The organism is Niallia sp. FSL R7-0271 (assembly GCF_038005785.1).
Taxonomy (GTDB): domain Bacteria; phylum Bacillota; class Bacilli; order Bacillales; family Cytobacillaceae; genus Niallia.
In genome coordinates, this window is the sequence record NZ_JBBOTZ010000001.1 from 1367117 (window position 1) to 1390789 (window position 23673).

The window sequence follows — 23673 nt, forward strand, 5'->3', positions numbered from 1 at the left end:
GCAAAGCGAAATGCCAAAACATTTGGATGTGTTGATATATGGTGAAAAGCATGACGGGCTATGGGCTAGGTTCCCGAAACGGTGAGGGCATTACCATAACTGTCGAAATTAAGACTGTTAATCACCGCTTCTGTGAACAGACTGTCCGTATGCCGAAACAATATATACTATTGGAAGATGCAGTGAAAAAGACAATAGCAGCTTATATACATAGAGGAAGAGCAGAAATATTCATCACGATTGAAGGCGATAATGCCAAAAATCAAAAGATGGTCGTTGATTGGCAATTGCTTGATGAGTATTACCGAGTACTTGAAGAAATGAAAGCCAGGTATGGCATCAGCCAAGCGGTGTCGATTCATGAGCTGTTGCAAAACAAAGATTGCTTTAAAACATTGGACGATTCCATTAATGCTGCAGTACTGGAGCCGCTCCTATTGGATGCTGCAGGTGAAGCTGCACAGCATTTGTCTGTAATGAGACAAGCGGAAGGACGGTTGTTAAAGGCCAGCATAAGCATATTGCTCGAAAACGTCCGCCAAGTCACAGACCAGTTGAAGGAACTTGCGCCAAAAGTGGTTGAAAGCTACCGGGAGAGGCTCAAGGAAAAGCTGGAAAGCTATACAAATGGTCTTTTTGATGAGAGCAGGCTTTTGACAGAAGTTGCAATATTTGCTGACAAAGCCGATATTTATGAAGAATTGGTGCGCATGTATAGCCATATTCACCAATTTACTTCTATAATAGAGGAAACTGGACCTGTTGGCAGAAAGCTTGATTTTCTTTTACAAGAGATGAACAGGGAAGCGAATACCGTCGGCGCAAAAGGCAATGCGGCAGATATAGCCTCTGTTGTAGTGGAGCTGAAAAGTCTCTTAGAGAAAATAAAGGAGCAAGTCCAAAACATTGAATAAGGAACGTTTAGATTAAGTCTAACTCGTCAAAAATAATACAATATGATTGGGGTAGAATTATGTCCATCAAGCTAATTAACATTGGTTTCGGTAATATTGTTTCTGCAAACCGGATCATTTCGATCGTAAGTCCTGAATCAGCTCCAATTAAGCGAATTATTCAAGATGCTAGAGATCGAGGCTCACTTATTGATGCAACATATGGCCGGAGAACAAGAGCCGTAATTGTGATGGATAGCGATCATGTTATCCTGTCGGCTGTTCAGCCTGAAACAGTTGCACATCGATTAAATGACCGTGATGAAATTTTGGATGAAGGGTAGGAGAAAGATTTGGTAGATAAAGGGCTTTTGATTGTTTTGTCAGGACCTTCCGGAGTAGGTAAAGGAACGGTCCGCAAGGAGATTTTCTCTCAGGAAAATACTTCTTTTGAATATTCCATTTCCATGACAACAAGGCTTCCGCGTACTGGTGAAGTGGATGGAACTGATTATTTCTTTAAGACTAGAGAAGAATTTGAAGATTTAATCGAGCAAGGGAAGCTGCTGGAATATGCTGAGTTTGTCGGCAATTATTACGGCACGCCTGTCGACTATGTCAGAGAGACAACAGACAGAGGGAAAGATGTTTTCCTTGAAATAGAAGTGGAAGGTGCAAGGCAAGTAAGGGAGAAATTTCCTGATGGCCTGTTTATATTCTTAAGCCCGCCGAGTTTGTCCGAGTTGAAAAACCGCATTGTGACAAGAGGTACAGAAACAGAAGAAATCATTAATAACCGTATGAATGTGGCAAGAGAAGAAATTGAAATGATGCACTTGTATGACTATGTAGTTGAAAATGATACAGTTGAAAATGCATGTGAAAAAATAAAAGCAATTATTGTTGCAGAGCATTGCAGAAGAGAAAGAGTAGAACCAAAATATAAAAAAATGCTGGAGGCTAACTAATCTATGCTAAATCCATCTATTGATTCTTTATTAACTAAAATTGATTCAAAATATTCATTAGTGTCTGTTGCTGCTAAAAGAGCAAGAAAGCTTCAATTAAACGCAAAACCGCAATTGGATAAATATATTTCACACAAAAACGTAGGAAAAGCGCTAGAGGAAATCAATCATGATCAGCTGACATACCGTGTAAACGACCCAGCTGAAACAGAATGATCTATTAGATTCACGTTTAGAAGAGTGAATATCAACAAAAAAAGACTGGATCTTTCATCAGATCAGTCTTTTTTCATGGAGTGGACAAAGTTTGTAAACTCACGAGTTACCTCAGGTGAAAAATCTTTTAATTTCTTGCATAATAAGAAGTACTAAAGAAGAGAAAGAAGTGGATGCAAATTGTTACAAGGTAAAAAGATTCTATTATGTGTGACAGGGGGTATCGCTGTCTATAAGATGTGTGCGTTGACTAGCAAGCTTACCCAAAAAGGTGCAGAAGTCAAAGTAATCATGTCTGAATCGGCTATGCAATTTGTGTCCCCGCTCACATTTAAGGCGCTTTCGAAAAACGAGGTGTTCACAGATACTTTTGATGAAAAAGATCCAAAAGTCATCGCGCATATTGACCTTGCAGATTGGGCTGATTTGATTTTAGTCGGACCGGCAACCGCTAATATCATTGGGAAGTTGGCGAACGGAATTGCTGATAACATGATTTCCACAACACTGTTAGCGGCAACCGCTGAGGTGTGGATTGCTCCAGCAATGAATGTGCATATGTATGATCATCCAGCCGTGCAAAAAAATATAGCAGTATTGTATGATTACGGGTACCGTTTCATTAATCCAGGAGAAGGCTATTTAGCATGCGGCTATGTTGGAAAAGGCAGATTAGAAGAGCCGGAAAAAATCATTGAGCATATGGAGGCTCATTTTCAAGGGGAAAAGAAGCTGCTCGAGGGGCAAACGGTTTTGGTAACAGCAGGACCTACCCGGGAAAAAATTGACCCAGTGCGGTTTGTTTCCAACCATTCAACTGGAAAGATGGGTTACAGTATAGCGAAGCAGGCAATCAAAATGGGAGCAAAAGTAATTCTTGTTACAGGACCTACTCATTTGACACCTCCTAAAGAAGCGGAAGTATTTCCTGTCGAAAGTGCGGAGGAAATGTACGAGCGAGTTATGGAAAACAGCAATCATGCCGATATTATTGTGAAAACTGCTGCAGTCAGCGACTATAAGCCTGTCTTGGCACATGAGCATAAAGTTAAAAAGAAAGACGGCACAGAAATGATCGAGTTTACGAGAACAAAGGACATTTTGCTGGAGCTGGGAAAACGAAAAACCAATCAAGTGCTGGTCGGCTTTGCTGCTGAAACACAGAGCGTTGATGAATATGCCCGTGAAAAGCTCAACCGGAAAAATGCTGACATGATTGTAGCCAACAATATAACTGCTGCAGGAGCGGGGTTTGGCACAGATACAAATCTAGTGACCATCTATAAACGCAATGGCGAAAAGGATGAGCTGCCTCTTATGACAAAGGATGAGGTCGCAAAAAAGATTCTCGAGCAAGCTTATAAAATAAAGGAAGAGATTTAAAATGAGTGTTGCAAAGGTAATTGTGGACGTGCCTGCAAAGCAAACGGACAGGCCGTTTGACTATTTAATACCAGAGCACTTGGAAGAAGTCATTCAGCCAGGAATGCGGGTGATTGTGCCGTTTGGACCGAGAAAGGTGCAGGGATTTGTTGAATCCATAGAAGAGACATCATCCTTTAAGTCACTGAAAAAAGTGATTGAACCGATGGATGTTGTTCCAGTGTTAAATGAAGAGCTGCTATTGCTTGGGGACTGGCTTTCCAAAACAACATTATGCTATAAAATCTCTGCCTATCAGGTAATGCTGCCACCTGCATTAAAAGCGAAATACGAACGAAGCCTTAAACTTATAAAGGAAGACAGGGAACTTTTGCTGCCTGAAGGACTAAGACAGCTTTTTAAAAACGAAGAGACAGTGCTTTGGGAGGAAGCGATAAAGCATGCTTCCATTCCTGCGATTCAGAAGCTTGTTAAAGACAGTATTGTGGAAGTTCAATATAAAGTCCAATCAAGGGGAAAGCAGAAAAAAACAAAGCATATCATTCCGCTGATGAGTGCAGATGAAATGCAAAGATATGCAGATTCTTTGTCTAAGCAAGCAAGTAAACAAAAGCAAGTGGTCGAGTTTTTTATTGAAAACAGAGATCCGATTGAACAAAAGCAATTGCTTGAAAGATTACAAATTTCAAGTTCTGCAGTAAAAGGCCTTGTGGAGAAGCAAGTCTTAGCTGAAAAAAACATGGAAATCTACCGTGATCCCTATGAGCAAAGGCAATTTGCCAAAACAGAGCCACTTACCTTAACAGCCGAGCAGGCAAAAGCAATCGAGCCAATCCATTCATCCATTAGGAATGATAAGCATGAAGTGTTTTTGCTGTATGGCGTTACAGGAAGCGGCAAAACAGAGGTTTATCTGCAGTCCATTCAAAATGTCCTTGAAAAAGGAGAAGAAGCCATTGTTCTCGTTCCAGAAATTGCTTTAACTCCGCAAATGGTTAATCGTTTTAAAGGACGGTTCGGCGACCAGGTAGCGGTCCTCCACAGCGGATTATCTGTCGGGGAAAAGTATGATGAGTGGAGAAAAATCCAACGTAAAGAAGTGAAGGTAGTAGTAGGTGCCAGATCCGCGATATTCGCTCCGTTTGAGAATCTTGGAATTATCATCATCGATGAGGAACATGAGATGACGTATAAGCAAGAAGAAAACCCAAGATATCATGCAAGAGATGCAGCGATTGAAAGAGGAAAACGTCATGGCTGTCCTGTTGTTCTTGGCAGTGCTACACCGTCACTGGAGAGCTTCGCCCGAGCGCAAAAGGGTGTCTACACCCAATTGTCGCTTCCGAGCAGAATGAATAACAGACCGCTGCCGCAAGTTGAAATTGTCGATATGCGGGAAGAGCTTAAAGAAGGAAACCGCTCCATGTTTTCACGGGTGCTGTTAGAAAAGCTTAAAGTGCGCATTGAAAAACAGGAACAGACTGTATTGTTTCTGAATAAACGGGGTCATTCTTCGTTTGTCATGTGTCGTGATTGTGGTTATGTGGTAAAATGTCCTCATTGTGATATCAGCTTAACTTATCATCGCTTTTCTAATCAGATGAAATGCCATTACTGTGGTTATGAAGACCAGACGCCGCTTCAATGTCCTGAGTGCAACAGCGAGCATATTCGCTATTTCGGCACAGGAACGCAAAAAGTTGAGGAAGAGCTCGTTAAAGTGCTGCCAGAAGCAAGAGTTATTCGCATGGATGTTGATACAACAAGTCGCAAAGGTTCACACGAGAAGCTTTTAAGAGAGTTTCAAGAGGGCAATGCAGACATATTGTTAGGAACACAGATGATTGCCAAAGGGCTGGATTTTCCGAAAATCACGTTAGTTGGAGTGCTTTCAGCAGACACGATGCTGCATTTGCCTGATTTTCGATCTTCAGAAAAGACATTCCAGCTTCTAACCCAGGTCAGCGGGCGGGCTGGCAGGCATGAATTGGCAGGGGAAGTAATCTTTCAGACATACACACCGGACCATTACAGTATTGAATTGGCAAGCCAGCAAGATTATGACAGCTTTTATCAGAGTGAGATGATGATAAGAAGAAACCACTCCTATCCTCCTTACTATTATATAACACTAATAACTGTCAGCCATGAGGAACTGATGAAAACAGTCGCCGTAACGGAACAAATTACGAAAGTCGTGCGACATAAGCTTTCTCCTAAGACGGTCGTATTAGGACCAGTTGCTTCCCCTATTTCCAGAATAAAAAATAGATATCGGTATCAGTGTCTGATAAAATACAAACAGGAACCAAACCTGAAAGAGGTATTGAAGTCGATTTTAGATCACTATCAAGGTGAAATGAGCACAAATGGTTTACAAATTTCGATAGATGTTAATCCTTATATACTAATGTGATAGCATTATTAAAATAAAAAAAGTATTTTTAGATATAAAAGTTATTGGAGGAAAAGCAGTGTCTGTAAGAAAAATAGTGCTGTCTCCTGATCCGGTTTTAGAACAGCCGTGTACGGAAGTAACAGTTTTTGACAAAAAGTTAGCAAAATTACTAAATGATATGTATGATACAATGCTAGAATTTGACGGTGTTGGGCTAGCAGCTCCGCAAATTGGCATAGGAAAACGCATTGCAGTTGTTGATATTGACGATGGTTCTGGAACGATTGAACTTATTAATCCTGTGCTGCTGTCTGCAGACGGTGAACAAACTGGACCAGAAGGCTGCTTGAGCTTTCCAGGCCTTTTCGGTGAAGTAAGCAGACCATACTCCATTAAAGTCCAAGCACAAAATCGCAGAGGGAAATGGTTTACGATTGAAGCAGAGGACTTTTTGGCAAGAGCCATTTTACATGAGATGGATCATTTGGACGGAGTGTTATTTACTTCCAAAGTATCTAGATATTTAGAAGAAGATGAACTTGAAGGAGTGGAGAGCTGATGACGAAAATAGTATTTATGGGAACGCCTGACTTTTCCGTGCCGGTTTTGCAGCGCATCATTGGGGACGGTTATGAAGTTATTGCCGTTGTCACACAGCCTGATCGCCCTGTTGGCAGAAAAAAAGTGCTTACTCCTCCACCAGTAAAAGTTGAAGCATTAAAGCACGGTATACCTGTTTACCAGCCAGAGAAAATACGTCAATCTGAAGAATTAGCGCAAATAATCGCTTTGAATCCTGATTTAATTGTGACAGCTGCTTTCGGTCAAATTTTGCCGAAAGAGCTTCTTGATGCTCCGAAACTGGGCTGTATTAATGTCCATGCGTCTCTGTTGCCTGAACTTAGAGGCGGAGCGCCAATCCATTACAGCATTATTCAAGGGAAAGAGAAAACTGGTATTACCATCATGTACATGGCGGAAAAACTAGATGCGGGAGACATCCTGACTGTTGCAGAAGTGCCGATTGAGGAAGAAGATACAGTTGGTACATTGCATGATAAACTAAGTGAAACTGGCAGTGAGCTCCTGTCCAGCACCTTACCTAAGCTGATTGCCGGTGAATTAACACCGATTCCTCAAGATGACGAGAAGGCGACATTTGCACCAAATATAAAAAGATCTGATGAAAGAATCGACTGGTCGTCATCAGGAGAGCAGATATACAATAAAATTCGCGGCATGAATCCGTGGCCTGTTGCCTTTACAGAATACGAAAGTAAGCCGATGAAGATATGGGGAGCAAAAAAAATAGCTAGACAGACAGATGATCTTCCAGGCACGATTGTAAGCATTGAGGAAGACGGTCTAATCGTAGCAACTGGCAGCGGTTCGTTCATAAAGATTACAGAACTTCAGCCAGCAGGCAAGAAAAAAATGACAGCTGACGTTTTCCTGCGTGGTGCAGGTGCGAAGCTTGCTGTCAAGGAAATATTAGGAGTTATCAATGAAAACTAAAAAGAAAAACGTCAGGGAAGCAGCACTCGAAATTTTAGAGAGCATTAACAGCAACCAGGCATACAGCAACCTGCTGTTGAACAGCAGCATTAAAAAAAATGAAATACCGCAAAAGGATATCGGGCTTTTGACAGAAATCGTCTACGGCACACTGCAGCGGAAAATGACCTTGGACTTTTACTTGGATACCTTTTTGACAAACAAGAAAAAGATGGAAAGCTGGGTCATTACACTTTTGCAAATGACTTTATATCAGCTCGTATTTCTGGATCGTATTCCAGATCATGCTGCTATCAATGAGGCAGTTGAGATTGCAAAAAGAAAAGGTCATAAAGGAATAGCAGGTCTTGTAAATGGTGTTCTTCGCAATATCCAAAGAAAAGGGCTTCCTGCCTTTGATTCCATTAAGGATCCAGCCGAAAGGCTTTCCATTGAGATGAGTCATCCTTTGTGGCTTGTTAAACGCTGGATAGATCAGCTTGGTTTTGAAGACACAAAAAAAATGTGCGAAATTAACTTAACTGCTCCTGTGCAGACAGCACGGGTCAATACAACCAAAACAACAGTCGGTGAATGTTTGCGTATGTTAGAGGAGGAAGGCTATCAAGTTGCAGCAAGCGACATTATTCCTGAAGGCATCCAAGGACTAAAAGGCAATCTCGCTAATTCTGACTGCTTTAAGCAAGGCTTGTTGACAATTCAGGACGAGAGTTCTATGATTGTTGCCTATGCTCTTAATGTGGATGGAGACGAAACTGTCCTGGATGCATGTGCTGCACCAGGAGGCAAATCAACTCATATAGCTGAAAAGCTTCAAAATGGTGGCAATGTGCTATCTGTTGATTTGCATGAGCATAAAGTGAAACTTATTCAGCAAAATGCCCAAAGACTTCATTTGGATAATATTAACACAAAAGCGATGGACAGCCGTCGTTTGCCTGAAGTATTGGAGAAAGAATCCTTTGACAGAATTCTGCTTGACGCCCCTTGCTCCGGTTTTGGGGTAATGAGGAGAAAGCCTGATATTAAATACGCAAAAAAAGAAGAGGATGTCAGCCGTCTTCATACGATACAGCTTCAGCTCCTTGAATCATTATCTCCATTGTTAAAAAAGGGCGGTACAATGGTTTACAGCACTTGTACTGTTGATAAAGCGGAGAATGAAGCAGTGCTGGAACAATTTTTGCAAACAAATAACCAATTTGAAAAAGATACAAGTTTAGTGGAACGATTGCCCGCATCTATTCAGAAATATGCAAATGGGCATGAACTGCAGGTATTACCACAATATTTTGGCTCTGATGGCTTTTATATTGCGGCATTAAGAAAGAAGGTGCAATAAAATGGAACAAGTAAAATCATCAAGAAGAAAACAAACAGCAGAACCGACAATCCCATCCATCTACTCTTTGCAATTGGACGAGTTGAGAGAATGGTTAAAAGAGCATAATGAAAAAGCGTTTAGAGCAGAACAAATCTTTGAATGGCTTTATAAAAAAAGGGTTACTTCCTTTGAAGATATGTCTAACTTGTCGAAAAATCTCCGTTTGCTTTTAGAAGAGAATTTCACAATTACAACATTAAAAACGATTATTGAACAAACATCAAGTGATGGTACTATTAAATTTTTATTTGAACTTCATGATGGATATTCCATTGAAACAGTTTTAATGAGACATGATTATGGTAATTCTGTATGTGTAACGACACAAGTCGGCTGCCGTATCGGCTGTACATTCTGTGCTTCTACCCTTGGTGGATTAAAAAGAAACCTAGAAGCAGGCGAAATTGTTGCTCAAGTCGTAAAAGTACAGCAAGCCCTTGATAAATTGGATGAGCGTGTAAGCTCTGTCGTAATCATGGGAATTGGTGAGCCTTTTGATAACTTCAACAGCATGCTCAGCTTCTTAAAAATCATTAACCATGATAAAGCATTAAATATCGGTGCTAGACATATCACGGTTTCGACAAGTGGTATCATTCCGAAGATCTATGAATTTGCCGACCAGAACATGCAAATCAACTTTGCCGTTTCTCTGCATGCTCCAAATACGGAAATTAGAAGCAGACTTATGCCAATCAACAGAGCGTATAAGCTTCCTGAATTAATGGATGCTATCCGTTATTATATTAATAAAACAGGACGAAGAGTAAGCTTTGAGTATGGTTTATTCGGAAATGTTAATGACCAGGTAGAACATGCGGAAGAATTGGCTAAACTTGTAAAAGGGGTTAAATGCCACGTGAATCTAATACCTGTTAACTATGTTCCAGAACGCGATTATGTTCGCACACCAAGAGATCAAATTTTCTTGTTTGAGAAAACGTTAAAAGACCGTGGTGTAAATGTAACAATCCGCAGAGAACAAGGTTCAGACATTGATGCTGCTTGCGGCCAGCTTCGCGCGAAGGAGAGACAAGAAGAGACGAGGTGATAACTTTTGAGTCAAATATTCATGACAGATAAAGGGAAAGTCAGACAGCATAATGAAGATAGTGGAGCGATTTGCTTCAACAAAGCCGGACAGCGCCTTGCCATCGTAGCCGATGGTATGGGCGGCCACCGTGCTGGTGATGTTGCAAGCCGTTTAACTGTTGAAAATCTAGCTAACTTTTGGGAGAATGCGGAAGCAATCATAACAGCAGATGCAGCTGAAAACTGGTTAAAATCGCATATTCTTGAAGTCAACAAGATTGTTTTGCGTTATGCCCAAGAAAACCCGGAATGTGATGGGATGGGGACAACGATTATAGCTGTTATCAGTACAGACAGTTTTTCTACGATTGCCCATGTCGGCGACAGCCGCTGTTATCTCTATAACGAGGACGGCTTTAAGCAGCTTACAGAGGACCATTCCCTTGTGAATGAGCTAGTAAGGATGGGACAGATCACGAAGGAGGATGCTGAGCATCATCCGCGAAAAAATGTTGTGCTGCGGGCGCTAGGCACAGATGAGCAGCTTGACATAGACGTGATTACGATTGTTTTTGAACAGGGAGATGTTATTTTCATTTGTTCGGACGGCTTATCTAATAAAGTGGGAGACGAGGAGATTAAGGAAGTGCTTGGAGCTCCAGAAACTTTAGAACGAAAGGCTGAGTATTTAATTGAAACAGCCAATAAAAATGGCGGCGAAGATAATATAACAGTCATTATCCTTGAATTTTTTGACGGTAATAAAGCAGGTGAAGCAAGATGATGATAGGCAAAAGGATAAGTGGTCGCTATAAGATAATTGATATGATCGGCGGCGGGGGAATGGCCAATGTTTATCTTGCCCATGATATGATTCTTGACCGTGATGTAGCAGTGAAAATGCTGCGTCTGGATTTCGTCAATGATGAAGAATTTATCCGTCGTTTTCACAGAGAAGCACAATCGGCCACCAGTTTGGCTCATCCGAATATCGTCAATATTTATGATGTCGGCGAAGAAGGAAACATCTATTACATTGTCATGGAATATGTGGCAGGAGACACCTTAAAACAATACATACAAAAACATTCTCCCGTGCCTATTGAAACAGCATTAGATATCATGAGACAGCTGACATCCGGAATTTCTCATGCCCATCAAAACAATATTGTCCACAGGGATATAAAGCCCCATAATATTTTAATTGATAACCATGGCAATGTTAAAATCACAGATTTTGGCATAGCGATGGCATTGAGTGCAACGAGCATTACGCAGACAAACTCGGTACTCGGATCTGTCCATTATTTATCACCAGAACAGGCGCGAGGCGGGATGGCCAATAAAAAGTCGGATATATATTCACTGGGGATAGTCATGTTTGAGCTGCTGACAGGAAGACTGCCGTTTTCAGGCGAATCAGCAGTTTCCATCGCCTTGAAGCATCTCCAGTCAGAAACGCCGAGTGTCAGGAGATGGAACAGTGAGGTTCCGCAAAGTGTGGAGAACATTGTCTTAAAAGCAACTGCAAAAGATCCATTCCACCGCTACAGCAGCATGGAAGAAATGCAAGAGGATTTGCGGACAGCACTTGACCCGGAACGGATAAATGAACCGAAATTTCATGTCCCGGTGGATGATGAAGCAACGAAAGCTATTCCGATTATTACCGATGACCGCAGCTTTCCTAACTTAGACGAAACAATTGTACATGCGAAGGAAGAAAAGCATGCAAAGGAAGAACCGAAGGAGAAGGCAGGCAAAGAGAAAAAGCAAAAAAAGCCGAAAAAGAAAGGGAAAAAGCTGACGATTGCGTTAGTTTCTACATTTTTGGTTTTAGTTATTCTCGCCATACTGACAATCACACTTTTTCCGGCCATTTACATTCCTGAGGAAGTTGCGGTCCCTGATGTTGCAGGTTCGACAAAAGATGAAGCAATATCAGAACTCGAAGCAGCTGGTTTTAAAATCGGAGAAATCAAGACACTAAATGATGAAGAAGTGGATGCAGGTTCTATAATCCGCACAGCACCGAAAGCAGGCAATAATGCGAAACAAGGTGCATCAATCACCCTTTATGAAAGCTTAGGGAAAGAGAAGTATGAACTGGATGATTACGTCGGCAGGGAATATGAAGATGTTGTGAAGCTGTTGGAAAAGCAAGGCTTTAAGAACATCAGCAAAGTGGAGGAATTCGATGAATCACAGCCTTCTGGAACTATCCTTGAACAAGATTTTGAAAAAGGAGACGAAGTCGTTCCGGAAGATGCTGAGTTAGAATTTACGATCAGCAAAGGAGCACAGTTTATTAAACTGACAGATTTGGCTGGTTATACAAAAAAAGAAGTCAATGATTATATTGATGAACAAGATTTAGCGGTGACCTTCACGGAGGAATACAGCGACACCGTCGATGAAGGAAAAGTCATTTCTCAAACACCGGCAGCGGGTACAAATGTGCGGATTAGCGCACAAGTTTCTGTTGTTCTTTCAAAGGGTAAGGAAGAAGTGCCCCCTAAAGAAGTAACACAGGAAATCACGATACCATTTGAACCGACTGAAATGACAGAAGACGGACAGCCGAAAGCGCAAGAAGTAAAAATATATATTGGAGATTTGGAAAATAATATGACAGAGCCAATAGATACCTTTTCTATAACGGAAACGACAAAAAAGACAATTACACTAAGAATTCCAGAAGGCGGAAAGGGCTACTATCGCGTGTTTCGTGATCAAAGTGTCATCATTGATGAAGAAGTGCCATATCCAGGTTAAGGAGCGTTATAATCTATGCCAGAAGGCAAAATCATTAAAGCATTAAGCGGTTTTTATTATGTGATTAGCGATGGAGAGATTACACAGTGCCGAGGCAGGGGTGTATTCCGCAAGAATAAAATCACCCCATTAGTAGGCGACGAAGTAGTATTTCAGGCAGAGAATGTGACAGATGGTTATATTTTAGAGGTAAAGGAGCGCAAGAATGAACTGATTCGGCCCCCGATTACCAATGTTGATCAGGCAATACTTGTATTTTCCAGTGTGGAGCCTGATTTCAGCACTGCATTGCTGGATCGTTTTCTTGCATTAGTCGAATTCAACCGGATTGATCCTGTTATTTGTATCACAAAGATGGATTTGACGAGTGAGGAAGAAGCAAACAGGATGAAAGAATATGCTGCTTACTATGAGCAAGTCGGCTATAAGGTCATCCTTACTTCTTCTGAAACAGAGCAGGGTATTGAAACACTGCTCCCTGAACTAAGTGGAAAAATATCCGTATTTGCAGGCCAATCAGGTGTTGGCAAGTCGTCTCTTTTAAATGCAATCCGTCCAGATTTAAGTTTAAAAACAGATGAAATATCATCCCATTTAGGAAGGGGTAAACACACTACCCGCCATGTGGAGCTCATAACTGTCGGAGATGCTCTAGTAGCAGATACGCCGGGCTTTAGTTCCTTAGAGTTTGAGGATGAAATGGAGCTGGAGGATTTAAATTATTGTTTCCCTGAAATAGAAAGCACAAGCGCAGCTTGCAAGTTTAGAGGCTGCTTGCATCTGTCTGAGCCGAAATGTGCTGTTAAGGCGGCAGTCGACGCTGGTAATATTCAAGAGTACCGCTATGAGCATTATAAAGACTTCTTGCAAGAACTAAAAGACAGGAAGCCGAAATATTAATCAAATTAATAAAGAGCATGGATGTAATTCCCATGCTCTTTTTTTGCTAACTAAAGGGAGGAACTAACGTGAAAATTAATATTATGGCAGGCGGTCCAGCCGGTCTAATACCGTCATTGCCTGGATATATGGAAGATAACAGCAAATGGGTAGGTGTGGACAGGGGAGCTCTATATTTAGTGGAAAGAGATATTCCTATCTTTGCATCGTTTGGCGATTTTGACTCTGTAACAGATGCCGAAAGACAACGGATTAGCAGCCATTCACATGAGTTAAAAACCTTTAAGCCGGAAAAGGATGAAACAGATATGGAACTTGCAATCAACTGGGCTATAAGCTTCGGTGCGTCCACTATAAGGCTATTTGGAGCAACTGGAGGGAGATTAGACCATACGATTGCGAATCTCCAGTTATTGCTTAAGTATTTAACCGAGCATCCTGATGTAACGATTGAAATAATAGATAAGAAAAATATCGTCACAATAGTCAATGCAGGCACTTATAAATTAAAAAGAGAGGAAAGCCGCCGCTATGTGTCTTTTTTTCCGTACGGATCTGAAATAACTGGTCTAACTTTACAAGGCTTCAAATATCCTTTAAATGATAGGGATCTTCCTGTCAGCAGCACATTGTGTATCAGCAATGAAATTATTGAGGATTATGGTACTTTTTCATTTGCGAGCGGCATATTAATGGTGGTAAGGAGTCATGATTAATGATGGAAAAAATATGTACTCATTTTGGATTTTTTGAATAGCATGTAGTGTGTTGTAGCGAGTTTGCGGTTTTTTGCTAATGTTGAAGGAGGGACGGTATTCATGAGATTTTATACCATTAAATTGCCTAAGTTTTTAGGCGGGCTTGTCCGTGCAATGTTAGGAACATTCAAAAAAGAATAAACACCAGTATGGGAAGCATTTCTTTTTTGTACAGACAACCTTTCATTTTTAGATTAGTGTTGTCTGTACAAAATAGACCGACTTCATTTGAAAATTTAGACAAAAATAAAAAAGGACAGCAATGTGTCCTTTTTTATTTTCGCATTATACGCGTTCAACTTTACCAGATTTAAGAGCTCTAGCAGAAACCCAAACACGTTTAGGTTTACCGTCTACTAAAATACGAACCTTTTGAAGGTTTGCTCCCCAAGTACGCTTGTTAGCATTCATCGCATGGGAACGAGCATTACCTGTAGTTGTTTTTTTACCAGTTACAACACATTTACGTGGCATGTATATTTCCCTCCTTATAACCAAAACTCATCATAAACGAGCTTTAAAAATTCATAGATAGCATTAATCTTGAGAAATATCCTAAATAGTCCTCACAAAGATACTTTAATAATTTATCATACAACGGACATGAATGCAATAGCTGTGATGGAAGGTTTCAAGAAAATTTCCTTGACATGTTTTTTACAGGGAGAAAAAAGCAGTGTGTATATTGTTGTAATCTAGTGAAACAATAGAAGAAAAAAATATAATTGGAGAGCGCGAAATCAGCTTAAACAGACAAAAAAACGCTAAGTCTGTTGCATTAATTTCCAAATAGTAAAAGGCTGGAAAGCTTTTTATAGCCAGAAATAAAAGGTTTTCAACAATAGCTTTCAAAAAGCAGTGTGTTATAGTAAAATGTCATTAGTCAAGGAGCAATTCCAAAGGGGGAACACTCATGTCCATTGAACTAAAAACAAATTTCGGACAAATTGATATTTCAACAGAAGTAATCGCAACAATCGCAGGAGGAGCTGCTGTTGATTGTTATGGCATTGTTGGGATGGCATCAAAAAATCAAATTAAAGATGGATTAACAGATATTTTGCGAAAAGAAAACTTCACTCGCGGAGTTATGGTTCGAAAAGTAGATGATGAAGTGCATATTGATATGTATATAATTGTAAGTTACGGAACGAAAATTTCCGAGGTTGCGCACAATGTTCAATCTAAAGTGAAATATACACTCAATAAAACAGTTGGACTTGCCGTTGACTCGGTTAATATTTACGTTCAGGGAGTTCGTGTCACGAACCCGTAGTGAGGAGGAAATCTTAGTGACAATTACAGTCTTAGAAGGAAAGCGATTTGCCGAAATGGTAATCCAGGGAGCAAACCATTTATCCTCTAATGCTAATTATGTAGATGCGTTAAATGTTTTCCCAGTGCCCGATGGAGATACAGGAACAAATATGAACCTGTCGATGACATCTGGTGCAAAGGAAGTTCAAAATAATATTCAGTCCCACATCGGCAAAGTCGGAGTATCCCTTTCAAAGGGACTGCTTATGGGAGCCAGAGGGAATTCTGGTGTTATTCTTTCCCAATTATTCCGCGGCTTCTCAAAATCAATTGAACAAAAAGAGAGCATCACTGCGCAAGAGTTCGCAAATGCCCTCCAGTTCGGCGTGGAAACCGCTTATAAAGCAGTAATGAAGCCGGTTGAAGGAACGATTTTGACTGTTGCAAAAGATGCGGCGAAAAAAGCAGTTAAATCAGCAGAAAAGACAGATGATATCACAGAAGTTTTGACAGATGTTGTTACAGAAGCAAAAGCGTCTTTAAACAGAACACCTGAACTGCTGCCTGTGCTGAAAGAAGTTGGCGTTGTGGACAGCGGTGGCCAAGGTCTTGTTTTTGTCTATGAAGGCTTCTTGTCTGTCCTGACTGGAGAAGAGCTGCCAGAGACAGTACAGCAAACAGTTTCTATGAACGATCTTGTTAACGCTGAGCACCATAAAAATGTTCATGGCTTCATGAATACAGAAGATATCGAGTTTGGATACTGTACGGAATTCATGGTGCGTCTTGAAGAAGATAAACTGGAAGGCAAGCCGTTCTCAGAGGATCAATTCAGACAGGATTTAAGCAAATACGGCGATTCATTGCTAGTCATTGCAGATGATGAAGTTGTTAAGATACATATCCACTCCAATCTGCCAGGTGAAGTTCTAACGTTTGGGCAAAAATATGGAAATCTTATTAAGATGAAAATTGAGAACATGCGTGAACAGCACAGCAGCTTGGTTGAAGGATCAAAGGAATCCTTTGATGCGCCAACCCAAAAGCGTGAGGAGCTAAAAGAATACGGTATTGTTACTGTGTCTATGGGAAGCGGTATTGCTGACATGTTCCGCAGCATCGGGGCACATAGTGTCATTGAAGGCGGACAAACGATGAACCCGAGCACAGAAGATATTGTCAATGCTGTGAAAAAGGTTCATGCTAAAAAAGTGTTCATTCTGCCTAATAACAAAAATATCATCATGGCAGCAGAACAGGCAGCACAGGTTTTAGAGGAAGATGTTGCAGTTATTCCGTCTAAAACAGTGCCGCAAGGAATGTCCGCATTGCTTGCATTCAATCCGACAAGTGATATGGAGTCAAATAAAAAAGGTATGATTGCTGCGTTAGAGCATGTGAAAACAGGTCAAATAACGTATGCAGTCAGAGATACAACAATTGACGGACTTCAAATAGAAACAGGGGACTTCATGGGAATAGCAGATGGAAAGATTGTGGCTAAAGGCAAGGATAAAGCACAATCTGCTAAAGAGCTGCTTAGTACGATGATTGACGAAGATTCAGAAATACTGACAATCATCAAAGGGGAAGATGCCCTTGATGAAGAGTTAGAAGCAATCGTATCCTTTGTAGAAGATAAGTTTGAAGATGTAGAAGTGGAAATTCATGACGGTAAACAGCCGCTGTATTCCTTCATTTTCTCAGTCGAATAAACAAAAAAATAAAATCATGGTGATTTTTTCCACTGTTTAAAACAGTGGTTTTTTTGTGTTTAACGAATGAAATGGAAAAAGAAGAAATATCGGCGTAACTTGCATAACCTATGTTATTATATTAAAAGAATTTACGTTTTTTCGCGTTTGAATAATATAGATTGTTTGTTTTGTGTTCACGAGTCAGTTTAAGGGAGAGTTATTTATATGAAATATAAAAGCGTTTTTGATATTATTGGACCAGTAATGATCGGCCCGTCCAGTTCCCATACAGCAGGCGCGGCAAGAATTGGCCGGGTGGCAAGAAGCTTGTTTGAAAGACAGCCGAAATGGGTTGATGTACATCTGTATGGATCATTTGCTGAAACCTATAAGGGCCATGGAACAGACGTTGCCATCGTGGGAGGTATTCTTGATTTTGATACTTTTGATGAAAGAATAAAATCATCCCTTGAGTTGGCTGAGCAAAGGGGAATGAAGGTTCAGTTTCATGTAGAAGAGGCCATTCCGGAACATCCTAACACCGCAAGAATTCGTGTAGGCGATGATGACGGTGAACTGGAACTTGTCGGAATTTCAATCGGTGGTGGAAAGATTGAAATCACAGAACTTAATGGTTTTCAACTCAAGCTATCCGGGCATCATCCAGCCATTCTTGTTGTTCATAATGACAGGTTTGGTGCGATTGCTAAAGTGTCTAATGTTTTGGCAAAATATGAAATTAACATTGGGCATATGGAAGTAAGCCGGAAAGAAAAAGGAAAACTCGCCTTAATGACGATTGAGGTAGACCAAAATATAGAAGAAAAAATTCTGAAAGAAATAGAAGACCTTGAAGGAATGGAAAAGGTTACAAGAATTGTTGATTAAGCTAGGGGGAAGAACGATGTTTCGAAATGTAGCGGAACTTGTAGAGATGGCAAACACGCAAAATAAGCCCATCTCAGAAATAATGATTGAGCAAGAGATAGAAATAACAGGAAAAACAAGGGAACAAGTTATTGCCCAAATGGATACAAATTTAACAGTGATGGAGCAGGCAGTTGAACGAGGGCTTAACGGTGTTGTTTCCCATTCAGGCTTAACTGGCGGAGACGCAGTGCTTATGCAAGAGTATATAAATAAGGGCAACTTCCTGTCAGGTGAAGTAATCCTTGATGCTGTCAGCAAAGCGGTTGCAACAAATGAAGTGAACGCGGCAATGGGAATGATTTGTGCGACTCCGACAGCAGGCTCTGCTGGCGTTGTTCCAGGAACATTATTTGCAGTGAAAAACAAACTGAATCCAACTAGGGAGCAAATGCTTAACTTTTTATTTACATCAGGAGCATTCGGGTTTGTTGTTGCAAACAATGCGTCTATCTCTGGTGCAGCTGGAGGCTGCCAAGCGGAAGTCGGATCAGCTGCAGGTATGGCAGCGGCAGCTATTGTAGAAATGGCAGGAGGCACGCCAGAACAAAGCGCTAATGCGATGGCAATCACGTTAAAAAATATGCTTGGACTAGTATGTGACCCAGTTGCTGGACTAGTGGAAGTTCCATGTGTGAAAAGAAATGCAATGGGAGCAGCAAATGCGATGATAGCAGCAGATATGGCGCTTGCAGGAATTACAAGCAGAATTCCGTGTGATGAAGTTATCGATGCTATGTACCGCATTGGTCTAAGTATGCCGTCAAGCTTAAGAGAAACAGCGCAAGGAGGGTTGGCAGCAACACCAACTGGCCGGAGACTGGAAGCAGAAATCTTCGGTAATGCTGCAGCAGGAAAGTGAATAAAAATTTAAATCTTCCATTGGACCAGCTAAAAGGCGTCGGACCTGAGACAAGAAAACAGTTAGAAGACATGCGAATTCACACGATTTATGATTTGCTTGAATATTTCCCTTATCGTTATGAAGATTTTCGTGTCCGTAATCCAGAAGATATGAAGCATGAAGAAAAGGTGACAGTAGAAGGGAAGGTCCATAGTGAACCTTCCCTAATCTTTCACGGACGCAAAAAATCCCGATTAACGGTGAAAGTGCTAATAGGCAATGTTTTAATTAGTGCTGTCTTTTTTAACCAGCATTATTTAAAAAACAAGCTGGCTCTAGGAGAGCTGATTACCGTTACAGGTAAATGGGATCAGCACCGGCAAACAATAACGGCAACACATCTGCAAGTCGGCAGTAACCAAAAAGCCCAAGACTTTGAGCCTGTTTATACGGTAAGAGGAAGTATAACGGTTAAAGCTTTAAGGAAATACATTTCAGCAGCGCTCACTCAATTCGAGCAGGAAATAGAAGAAATTTTTCCAGATTCACTTTTAGCGAAATATAAGCTGATGAGAAGAAGTGACGCACTGCGAATCATCCACTTTCCGCCTAGTAGAGAAGAGTTAAAGCTTGCTAGAAGGCGGTTTGTTTACGAAGAATTCTTGCTGTTTCAATTAAAAATGCAGGCATTGCGGAAGCACGAGCGCGAAAACTCGCAAGGAATGAAGCAGGAATATAAGCTTGATATGCTGATGGATTTCATTAACGGTCTGCCGTTTCCCCTTACGAACGCACAAAAAAGGGTTGTAAATGAGATATTAAAAGATATGAAAAGTCATTACCGTATGAATCGGCTTTTACAGGGAGATGTAGGCTCTGGTAAGACGGTTGTAGCTGCCATCGTTTTGTATGCAACCATTCTTGCAGGTCATCAAGGTGCTTTAATGGTTCCAACTGAAATTTTGGCAGAGCAGCATGCAGAATCACTTACGTCCATGTTTTCAAAAGTAGGAATCCGAGCTGCTTTGCTGACAAGCTCTGTCAAAGGAAAAAAAAGACGAGAACTTTTAAGCGAGCTGAAAGAAGGAAATATACACATCTTAGTCGGCACGCATGCCCTTATACAAGACGATGTCGAATTCCAATCACTTGGTCTTGTTATTACAGATGAGCAGCATCGCTTCGGTGTTGAACAGCGCAGAGTGCTGAGAGAGAAAGGGTCAAGTCCAGATGTTCTCTTTATGACAGCGACACCGATTCCAAGAACGCTTGCGATTACAGCTTTTGGAGAAATGGATGTAAGTATTATTGATGAGATGCCGGCAGGGCGAAAAGCGATTGAAACATACTGGGTGAAACATGATATGCTGACACGAATACTGCAATTCATGGAGAAAGAGCTCTCCCAAGGAAGACAAGCATATGTCATTTGTCCGCTGATAGAAGAATCAGAGAAGCTGGATGTGCAAAATGCAATCGATGTGCATACAACATTGGCGACCTTTTTCCAAGGCCGTTATAAGGTTGGACTCATGCACGGCAAGCTTCCTGCAGTTGAAAAGGATGCCATTATGAAGGAATTCAGCGAAAATGAAACACAGATTCTTGTCAGCACAACAGTAGTCGAGGTTGGTGTAAATGTTCCAAATGCTACATTCATGCTCATTTATGATGCAGAAAGATTCGGTCTGTCACAGCTGCACCAACTTAGAGGCCGTGTCGGCCGGGGCGATGCTCAATCATATTGTGTGCTAATAGCAGATCCGAAAACGGATGTTGGAAAAGAACGAATGAAAATTATGACGGAAACAAACGACGGGTTTGTTTTGAGCGAAAAAGACTTGGAGCTTAGAGGCCCAGGTGACTTTTTTGGCAGGAAGCAAAGCGGTGTGCCAGAATTTAAGATGGCAGATATGGTTCATGACTATCGAGTTCTTGAAACAGCCAGAAATGACGCCGCTGTTCTTGTCGACTCGAAGGCGTTTTGGGAGTCTGATGAATACCGCATTTTAAGGGAGATGCTCGAGCGAACGGGAGTAATGTCAGGAGAAAAACTGGATTAAAACGAGAATGGAAGAAAGGCAGATTGCAAAGTTACAGCTTGCAATCTGCCTTTTATTTATTATATACTACTATTAGTACCTAGTCTTAATAGCGCGGACGGTGTTGCAGATGAGAAGAAGCAAAAAAGAACGGCAATCATTGTTAGTACAAACAATTAAAGAAACACCTTTCATTACAGATGAAGAATTGGCGGAAAAATTTTCGGTTAGTGTGCAGACAATCAGATTAGATCGTTTAGAATTATCCATTCCTGAGCTGAGGGAAAGGATAAAAACGGTTGCGACGAAGACACTAGAGGATGAAGTGAAATCATTGCCGATTGAAGAGGTAATCGGAGAAATTATAGATGTCGAATTAGACAGCAACGCTATATCTATGCTAGAAATCATGCCAGAGCATGTTTTCAAGCGGAACGGTATTGCCAGAGGGCATCATTTGTTTGCACAGGCGAATTCTTTAGCTGTTGCTTTAATAGATGATGACTTGGCTCTTACTGCTAAAGCTAATATCCACTTTACATCTTCTGTCAATTTAGGAGAACGTATCATCGCAAAAGCAAAAGTAACAAATATTGACGAGAAAAGTGGCAGAACAACAGTCGAAGTAAACAGTTATGTGCAGTCTGAACTTGTTTTTAAAGGTCATTTTGAAATGTACCGGTCAAAAAATAAATAACTGGGAGAAATTATTATGAGAATTGCGTTAGATGCAATGGGCGGAGATAACGCACCAAAGGAAATTGTCGCTGGTGCTATAAAAGCTGTTCAAGCTTTTCCAGATATCGAAATTCTGCTTGTTGGTGACGAAAAACAAATTAATCCCTTCTTGACGGAGAAAGAAAGAATATCTATTTTACATACGGAAGAACAAATACTTGCTACAGATGAACCTGCACGGGCAGTGCGAAGAAAGAAAAATGCCAGCATGGTTTTATGTGCAAATGAAGTAAAGGAACAAAAAGCCGATGCTTTTATTTCAGCAGGAAATACAGGCGCATTGATGGCAACAGGCCTTTTTGTCGTTGGCAGAATAAATGGCATTGAAAGACCAGCTTTAGCACCGACACTCCCAACGATAGGCGGAGATGGCTTTTTGCTACTTGACGTTGGTGCAAATGTAGATGCTAAACCGGAGCATCTTGTGCAATACGGGATAATGGGAAGTATCTATATGGAGAAAGCCCTTGGAATTGCCGAGCCGCGAGTTGGGCTTTTAAATATCGGAACAGAAGAGAAAAAAGGAAATGACTTAACGAAGAAAACCTTTGAAGAGTTAAAAAATGCCCCTATCAACTTTATCGGGAATGTTGAAGCAAGAGATTTGCTTGACGGTGTCTGTGATGTTGTTGTAACAGACGGATTTACTGGGAATATGGTCCTTAAGACTATTGAAGGAACAGCATTGTCCATGTTTAAGATGCTTAAAGAAGTAATGACAAGCAGTTTAAAGACAAAGCTTGCAGCAGGTGCAATGAAACCGGAGCTAAGGGGCTTGAAGAACAAGCTTGACTACTCTGAGTATGGCGGTGCAGCATTGTTTGGTCTTAACGCCCCTGTTATTAAAGCTCACGGATCTTCTGACAGCAACGCGATATACAACGCCATCAGACAGACAAGAGATGTTGTAAAGTCTGAAGTAATCGGCACTATCAAGACAACGATTGAAAATGAAGGGTAATGCTAAAACAAGCAAACCAGCATAGAAAGGAAAGATGGTAATGAGTAAAATAGCTTTTATGTTTCCAGGCCAAGGCTCCCAATCTGTTGGAATGGGAAAGGATTTAGCGGCAAATTTTGAACCTGCCGGTGAAATTTTTAAAAAAGCAGATGAAAGATTAGGTTTTTCTTTATCTTCCATTATCTTTGAAGGCCCTAAAGAAGAGCTGACATTAACACAAAATACACAGCCTGCATTGCTTACAGCAAGTACAGCACTGCTTGAGCACTTTAAAAAGCATGGAATTCAAGCAGATTTTGTAGCAGGACACAGCCTAGGTGAATATTCTGCTTTAGTGGCTGCTAATGTTCTATCCTTTGAGGATGCAGTATATGCTGTCCGCAAAAGAGGGGAATACATGCAGGAAGCAGTCCCGGCAGGACAAGGGGCAATGGCTGCAGTCTTGGGACTTGAGCGCGGTAAGTTAACAGAGGTTACAGAGGCTGTTTCAAGTGAAGGAAACGCAGTACAGCTTGCTAACCTGAATTGTCCAGGTCAAATCGTTATTTCTGGAACAGTTAAAGGTGTTGAGCTTGCTTCTGAACAAGCAAAAGCAGCTGGCGCAAAACGGGCGATACCGTTGGAAGTAAGCGGGCCTTTCCATTCTGAGTTAATGAAGCCTGCTGCGGAAAGATTCGCATCCGTCCTTGATGAACTGTCTATGAACGACGCAGAGATTCCTGTAATCGCAAACGTAACAGCAGCACCACTTTCCGCAAAAACAGAAATCAAAGAAAAATTAATCGAACAGCTTTATTCCTCTGTTCTATGGGAGGATTCTATCCAAAAAATGATAGAATTAGGTGTTGATACATTTATCGAGATTGGACCTGGGAAAGTGTTGGCAGGTTTAGTGAAGAAAATTGACCGGAATGTGCGCATTTATTCTGTGTATGATGAAGAAACTAGCAACAGTGTTGCAGCAGCGTTAAAAGGAGACGAATAA

The 23673-nt window shown here is 41.1% G+C and carries 24 protein-coding genes; 23 read left to right on the plus strand and 1 reads right to left on the minus strand.

Going from position 1 to position 23673, the window contains the following annotated elements; translation table 11 throughout:
* The first annotated feature begins 38 nt into the window (after positions 1–38).
* From MKX82_RS06890 to spoVM, 15 genes are all read left to right on the plus strand, one after another.
* The gene (locus MKX82_RS06890; RefSeq protein WP_251644594.1) at positions 39–914 is read left to right on the plus strand and encodes a YicC/YloC family endoribonuclease; all 876 of its coding nucleotides are present in this window, start codon (positions 39–41) and stop codon (positions 912–914) included.
* A gap of 59 nt (positions 915–973) precedes the next feature.
* Positions 974–1237, plus strand: a complete 264-nt coding sequence (gene remA, locus MKX82_RS06895; protein WP_101576563.1) for an extracellular matrix/biofilm regulator RemA — start codon at positions 974–976, stop codon at positions 1235–1237.
* 9 nt (positions 1238–1246) lie between these two features.
* Complete coding sequence (gmk, locus tag MKX82_RS06900; protein WP_233314447.1) at positions 1247–1861, plus strand: guanylate kinase; 615 nt, start codon at positions 1247–1249, stop codon at positions 1859–1861.
* Between the two features lie 3 nt (positions 1862–1864).
* On the plus strand, positions 1865–2077 hold the full coding sequence (gene rpoZ, locus MKX82_RS06905; RefSeq protein WP_233314446.1) for a DNA-directed RNA polymerase subunit omega: 213 nt from the start codon (positions 1865–1867) through the stop codon (positions 2075–2077).
* A gap of 180 nt (positions 2078–2257) precedes the next feature.
* Positions 2258–3460 (plus strand): bifunctional phosphopantothenoylcysteine decarboxylase/phosphopantothenate--cysteine ligase CoaBC, encoded by a 1203-nt coding sequence (gene coaBC, locus MKX82_RS06910; RefSeq protein ID WP_233314445.1) that lies wholly within the window; start codon positions 2258–2260, stop codon positions 3458–3460.
* 1 nt (position 3461) lies between these two features.
* Positions 3462–5876 (plus strand): primosomal protein N', encoded by a 2415-nt coding sequence (gene priA, locus MKX82_RS06915; protein WP_237941169.1) that lies wholly within the window; start codon positions 3462–3464, stop codon positions 5874–5876.
* Between the two features lie 58 nt (positions 5877–5934).
* Positions 5935–6417 (plus strand): peptide deformylase, encoded by a 483-nt coding sequence (gene def, locus MKX82_RS06920; protein WP_233314443.1) that lies wholly within the window; start codon positions 5935–5937, stop codon positions 6415–6417.
* Positions 6417–7373, plus strand: a complete 957-nt coding sequence (gene fmt, locus MKX82_RS06925; RefSeq protein WP_233314442.1) for a methionyl-tRNA formyltransferase — start codon at positions 6417–6419, stop codon at positions 7371–7373. Before def ends, fmt begins: the two co-directional genes overlap by 1 nt.
* Entirely contained in the window at positions 7363–8715 is a 1353-nt protein-coding gene (rsmB, locus tag MKX82_RS06930) for a 16S rRNA (cytosine(967)-C(5))-methyltransferase RsmB (protein WP_237941171.1), read from the plus strand. The genes fmt and rsmB overlap by 11 nt, the downstream gene beginning before the upstream one ends.
* 1 nt (position 8716) lies before the next feature.
* A complete protein-coding gene (gene rlmN / locus MKX82_RS06935) occupies positions 8717–9808 on the plus strand; it encodes a 23S rRNA (adenine(2503)-C(2))-methyltransferase RlmN (RefSeq protein WP_233314440.1) in 1092 nt (363 codons plus the stop codon).
* A 6-nt stretch (positions 9809–9814) separates the two neighbouring features.
* Complete coding sequence (locus MKX82_RS06940; protein WP_282581425.1) at positions 9815–10573, plus strand: Stp1/IreP family PP2C-type Ser/Thr phosphatase; 759 nt, start codon at positions 9815–9817, stop codon at positions 10571–10573.
* Positions 10570–12564 (plus strand): Stk1 family PASTA domain-containing Ser/Thr kinase, encoded by a 1995-nt coding sequence (gene pknB / locus MKX82_RS06945; protein WP_233314439.1) that lies wholly within the window; start codon positions 10570–10572, stop codon positions 12562–12564. The genes MKX82_RS06940 and pknB overlap by 4 nt, the downstream gene beginning before the upstream one ends.
* A gap of 15 nt (positions 12565–12579) precedes the next feature.
* Positions 12580–13464: a ribosome small subunit-dependent GTPase A gene (rsgA, locus tag MKX82_RS06950; RefSeq protein WP_233314438.1), complete on the plus strand. Its 885-nt coding sequence runs from the start codon at positions 12580–12582 to the stop codon at positions 13462–13464.
* Positions 13465–13532: 68 nt separating this feature from the next.
* Positions 13533–14180: a thiamine diphosphokinase gene (locus MKX82_RS06955; RefSeq protein ID WP_233314437.1), complete on the plus strand. Its 648-nt coding sequence runs from the start codon at positions 13533–13535 to the stop codon at positions 14178–14180.
* Positions 14181–14282: 102 nt separating this feature from the next.
* On the plus strand, positions 14283–14363 hold the full coding sequence (spoVM, locus tag MKX82_RS06960; RefSeq protein WP_032088878.1) for a stage V sporulation protein SpoVM: 81 nt from the start codon (positions 14283–14285) through the stop codon (positions 14361–14363).
* Positions 14364–14507: 144 nt separating this feature from the next.
* On the opposite strand, the gene rpmB is transcribed toward spoVM, so the two are convergent.
* Positions 14508–14696, minus strand: coding sequence for a 50S ribosomal protein L28 (gene rpmB / locus MKX82_RS06965; RefSeq protein WP_066393509.1), 189 nt, complete (start codon positions 14694–14696; stop codon positions 14508–14510).
* A gap of 439 nt (positions 14697–15135) precedes the next feature.
* On the opposite strand from rpmB, the gene MKX82_RS06970 reads away from it, so the two are divergent.
* From MKX82_RS06970 to fabD, 8 genes are all read left to right on the plus strand, one after another.
* Positions 15136–15498, plus strand: coding sequence for an Asp23/Gls24 family envelope stress response protein (locus MKX82_RS06970; protein WP_233314436.1), 363 nt, complete (start codon positions 15136–15138; stop codon positions 15496–15498).
* A 16-nt stretch (positions 15499–15514) separates the two neighbouring features.
* Complete coding sequence (locus MKX82_RS06975) at positions 15515–17194, plus strand: DAK2 domain-containing protein (protein ID WP_233314435.1); 1680 nt, start codon at positions 15515–15517, stop codon at positions 17192–17194.
* Positions 17195–17401: 207 nt separating this feature from the next.
* A complete protein-coding gene (gene sdaAB, locus MKX82_RS06980) occupies positions 17402–18064 on the plus strand; it encodes an L-serine ammonia-lyase, iron-sulfur-dependent subunit beta (protein ID WP_233314434.1) in 663 nt (220 codons plus the stop codon).
* 16 nt (positions 18065–18080) lie between these two features.
* Positions 18081–18965: an L-serine ammonia-lyase, iron-sulfur-dependent, subunit alpha gene (gene sdaAA, locus MKX82_RS06985; protein WP_233314433.1), complete on the plus strand. Its 885-nt coding sequence runs from the start codon at positions 18081–18083 to the stop codon at positions 18963–18965.
* Positions 18962–21010, plus strand: a complete 2049-nt coding sequence (gene recG, locus MKX82_RS06990; protein ID WP_341075988.1) for an ATP-dependent DNA helicase RecG — start codon at positions 18962–18964, stop codon at positions 21008–21010. The genes sdaAA and recG overlap by 4 nt, the downstream gene beginning before the upstream one ends.
* 109 nt (positions 21011–21119) lie before the next feature.
* Positions 21120–21686 (plus strand): transcription factor FapR, encoded by a 567-nt coding sequence (gene fapR, locus MKX82_RS06995; protein WP_233314431.1) that lies wholly within the window; start codon positions 21120–21122, stop codon positions 21684–21686.
* Positions 21687–21701: 15 nt separating this feature from the next.
* Positions 21702–22688, plus strand: a complete 987-nt coding sequence (gene plsX / locus MKX82_RS07000; protein WP_233314430.1) for a phosphate acyltransferase PlsX — start codon at positions 21702–21704, stop codon at positions 22686–22688.
* 40 nt (positions 22689–22728) lie between these two features.
* Positions 22729–23673, plus strand: coding sequence for an ACP S-malonyltransferase (fabD, locus tag MKX82_RS07005; protein WP_233314429.1), 945 nt, complete (start codon positions 22729–22731; stop codon positions 23671–23673).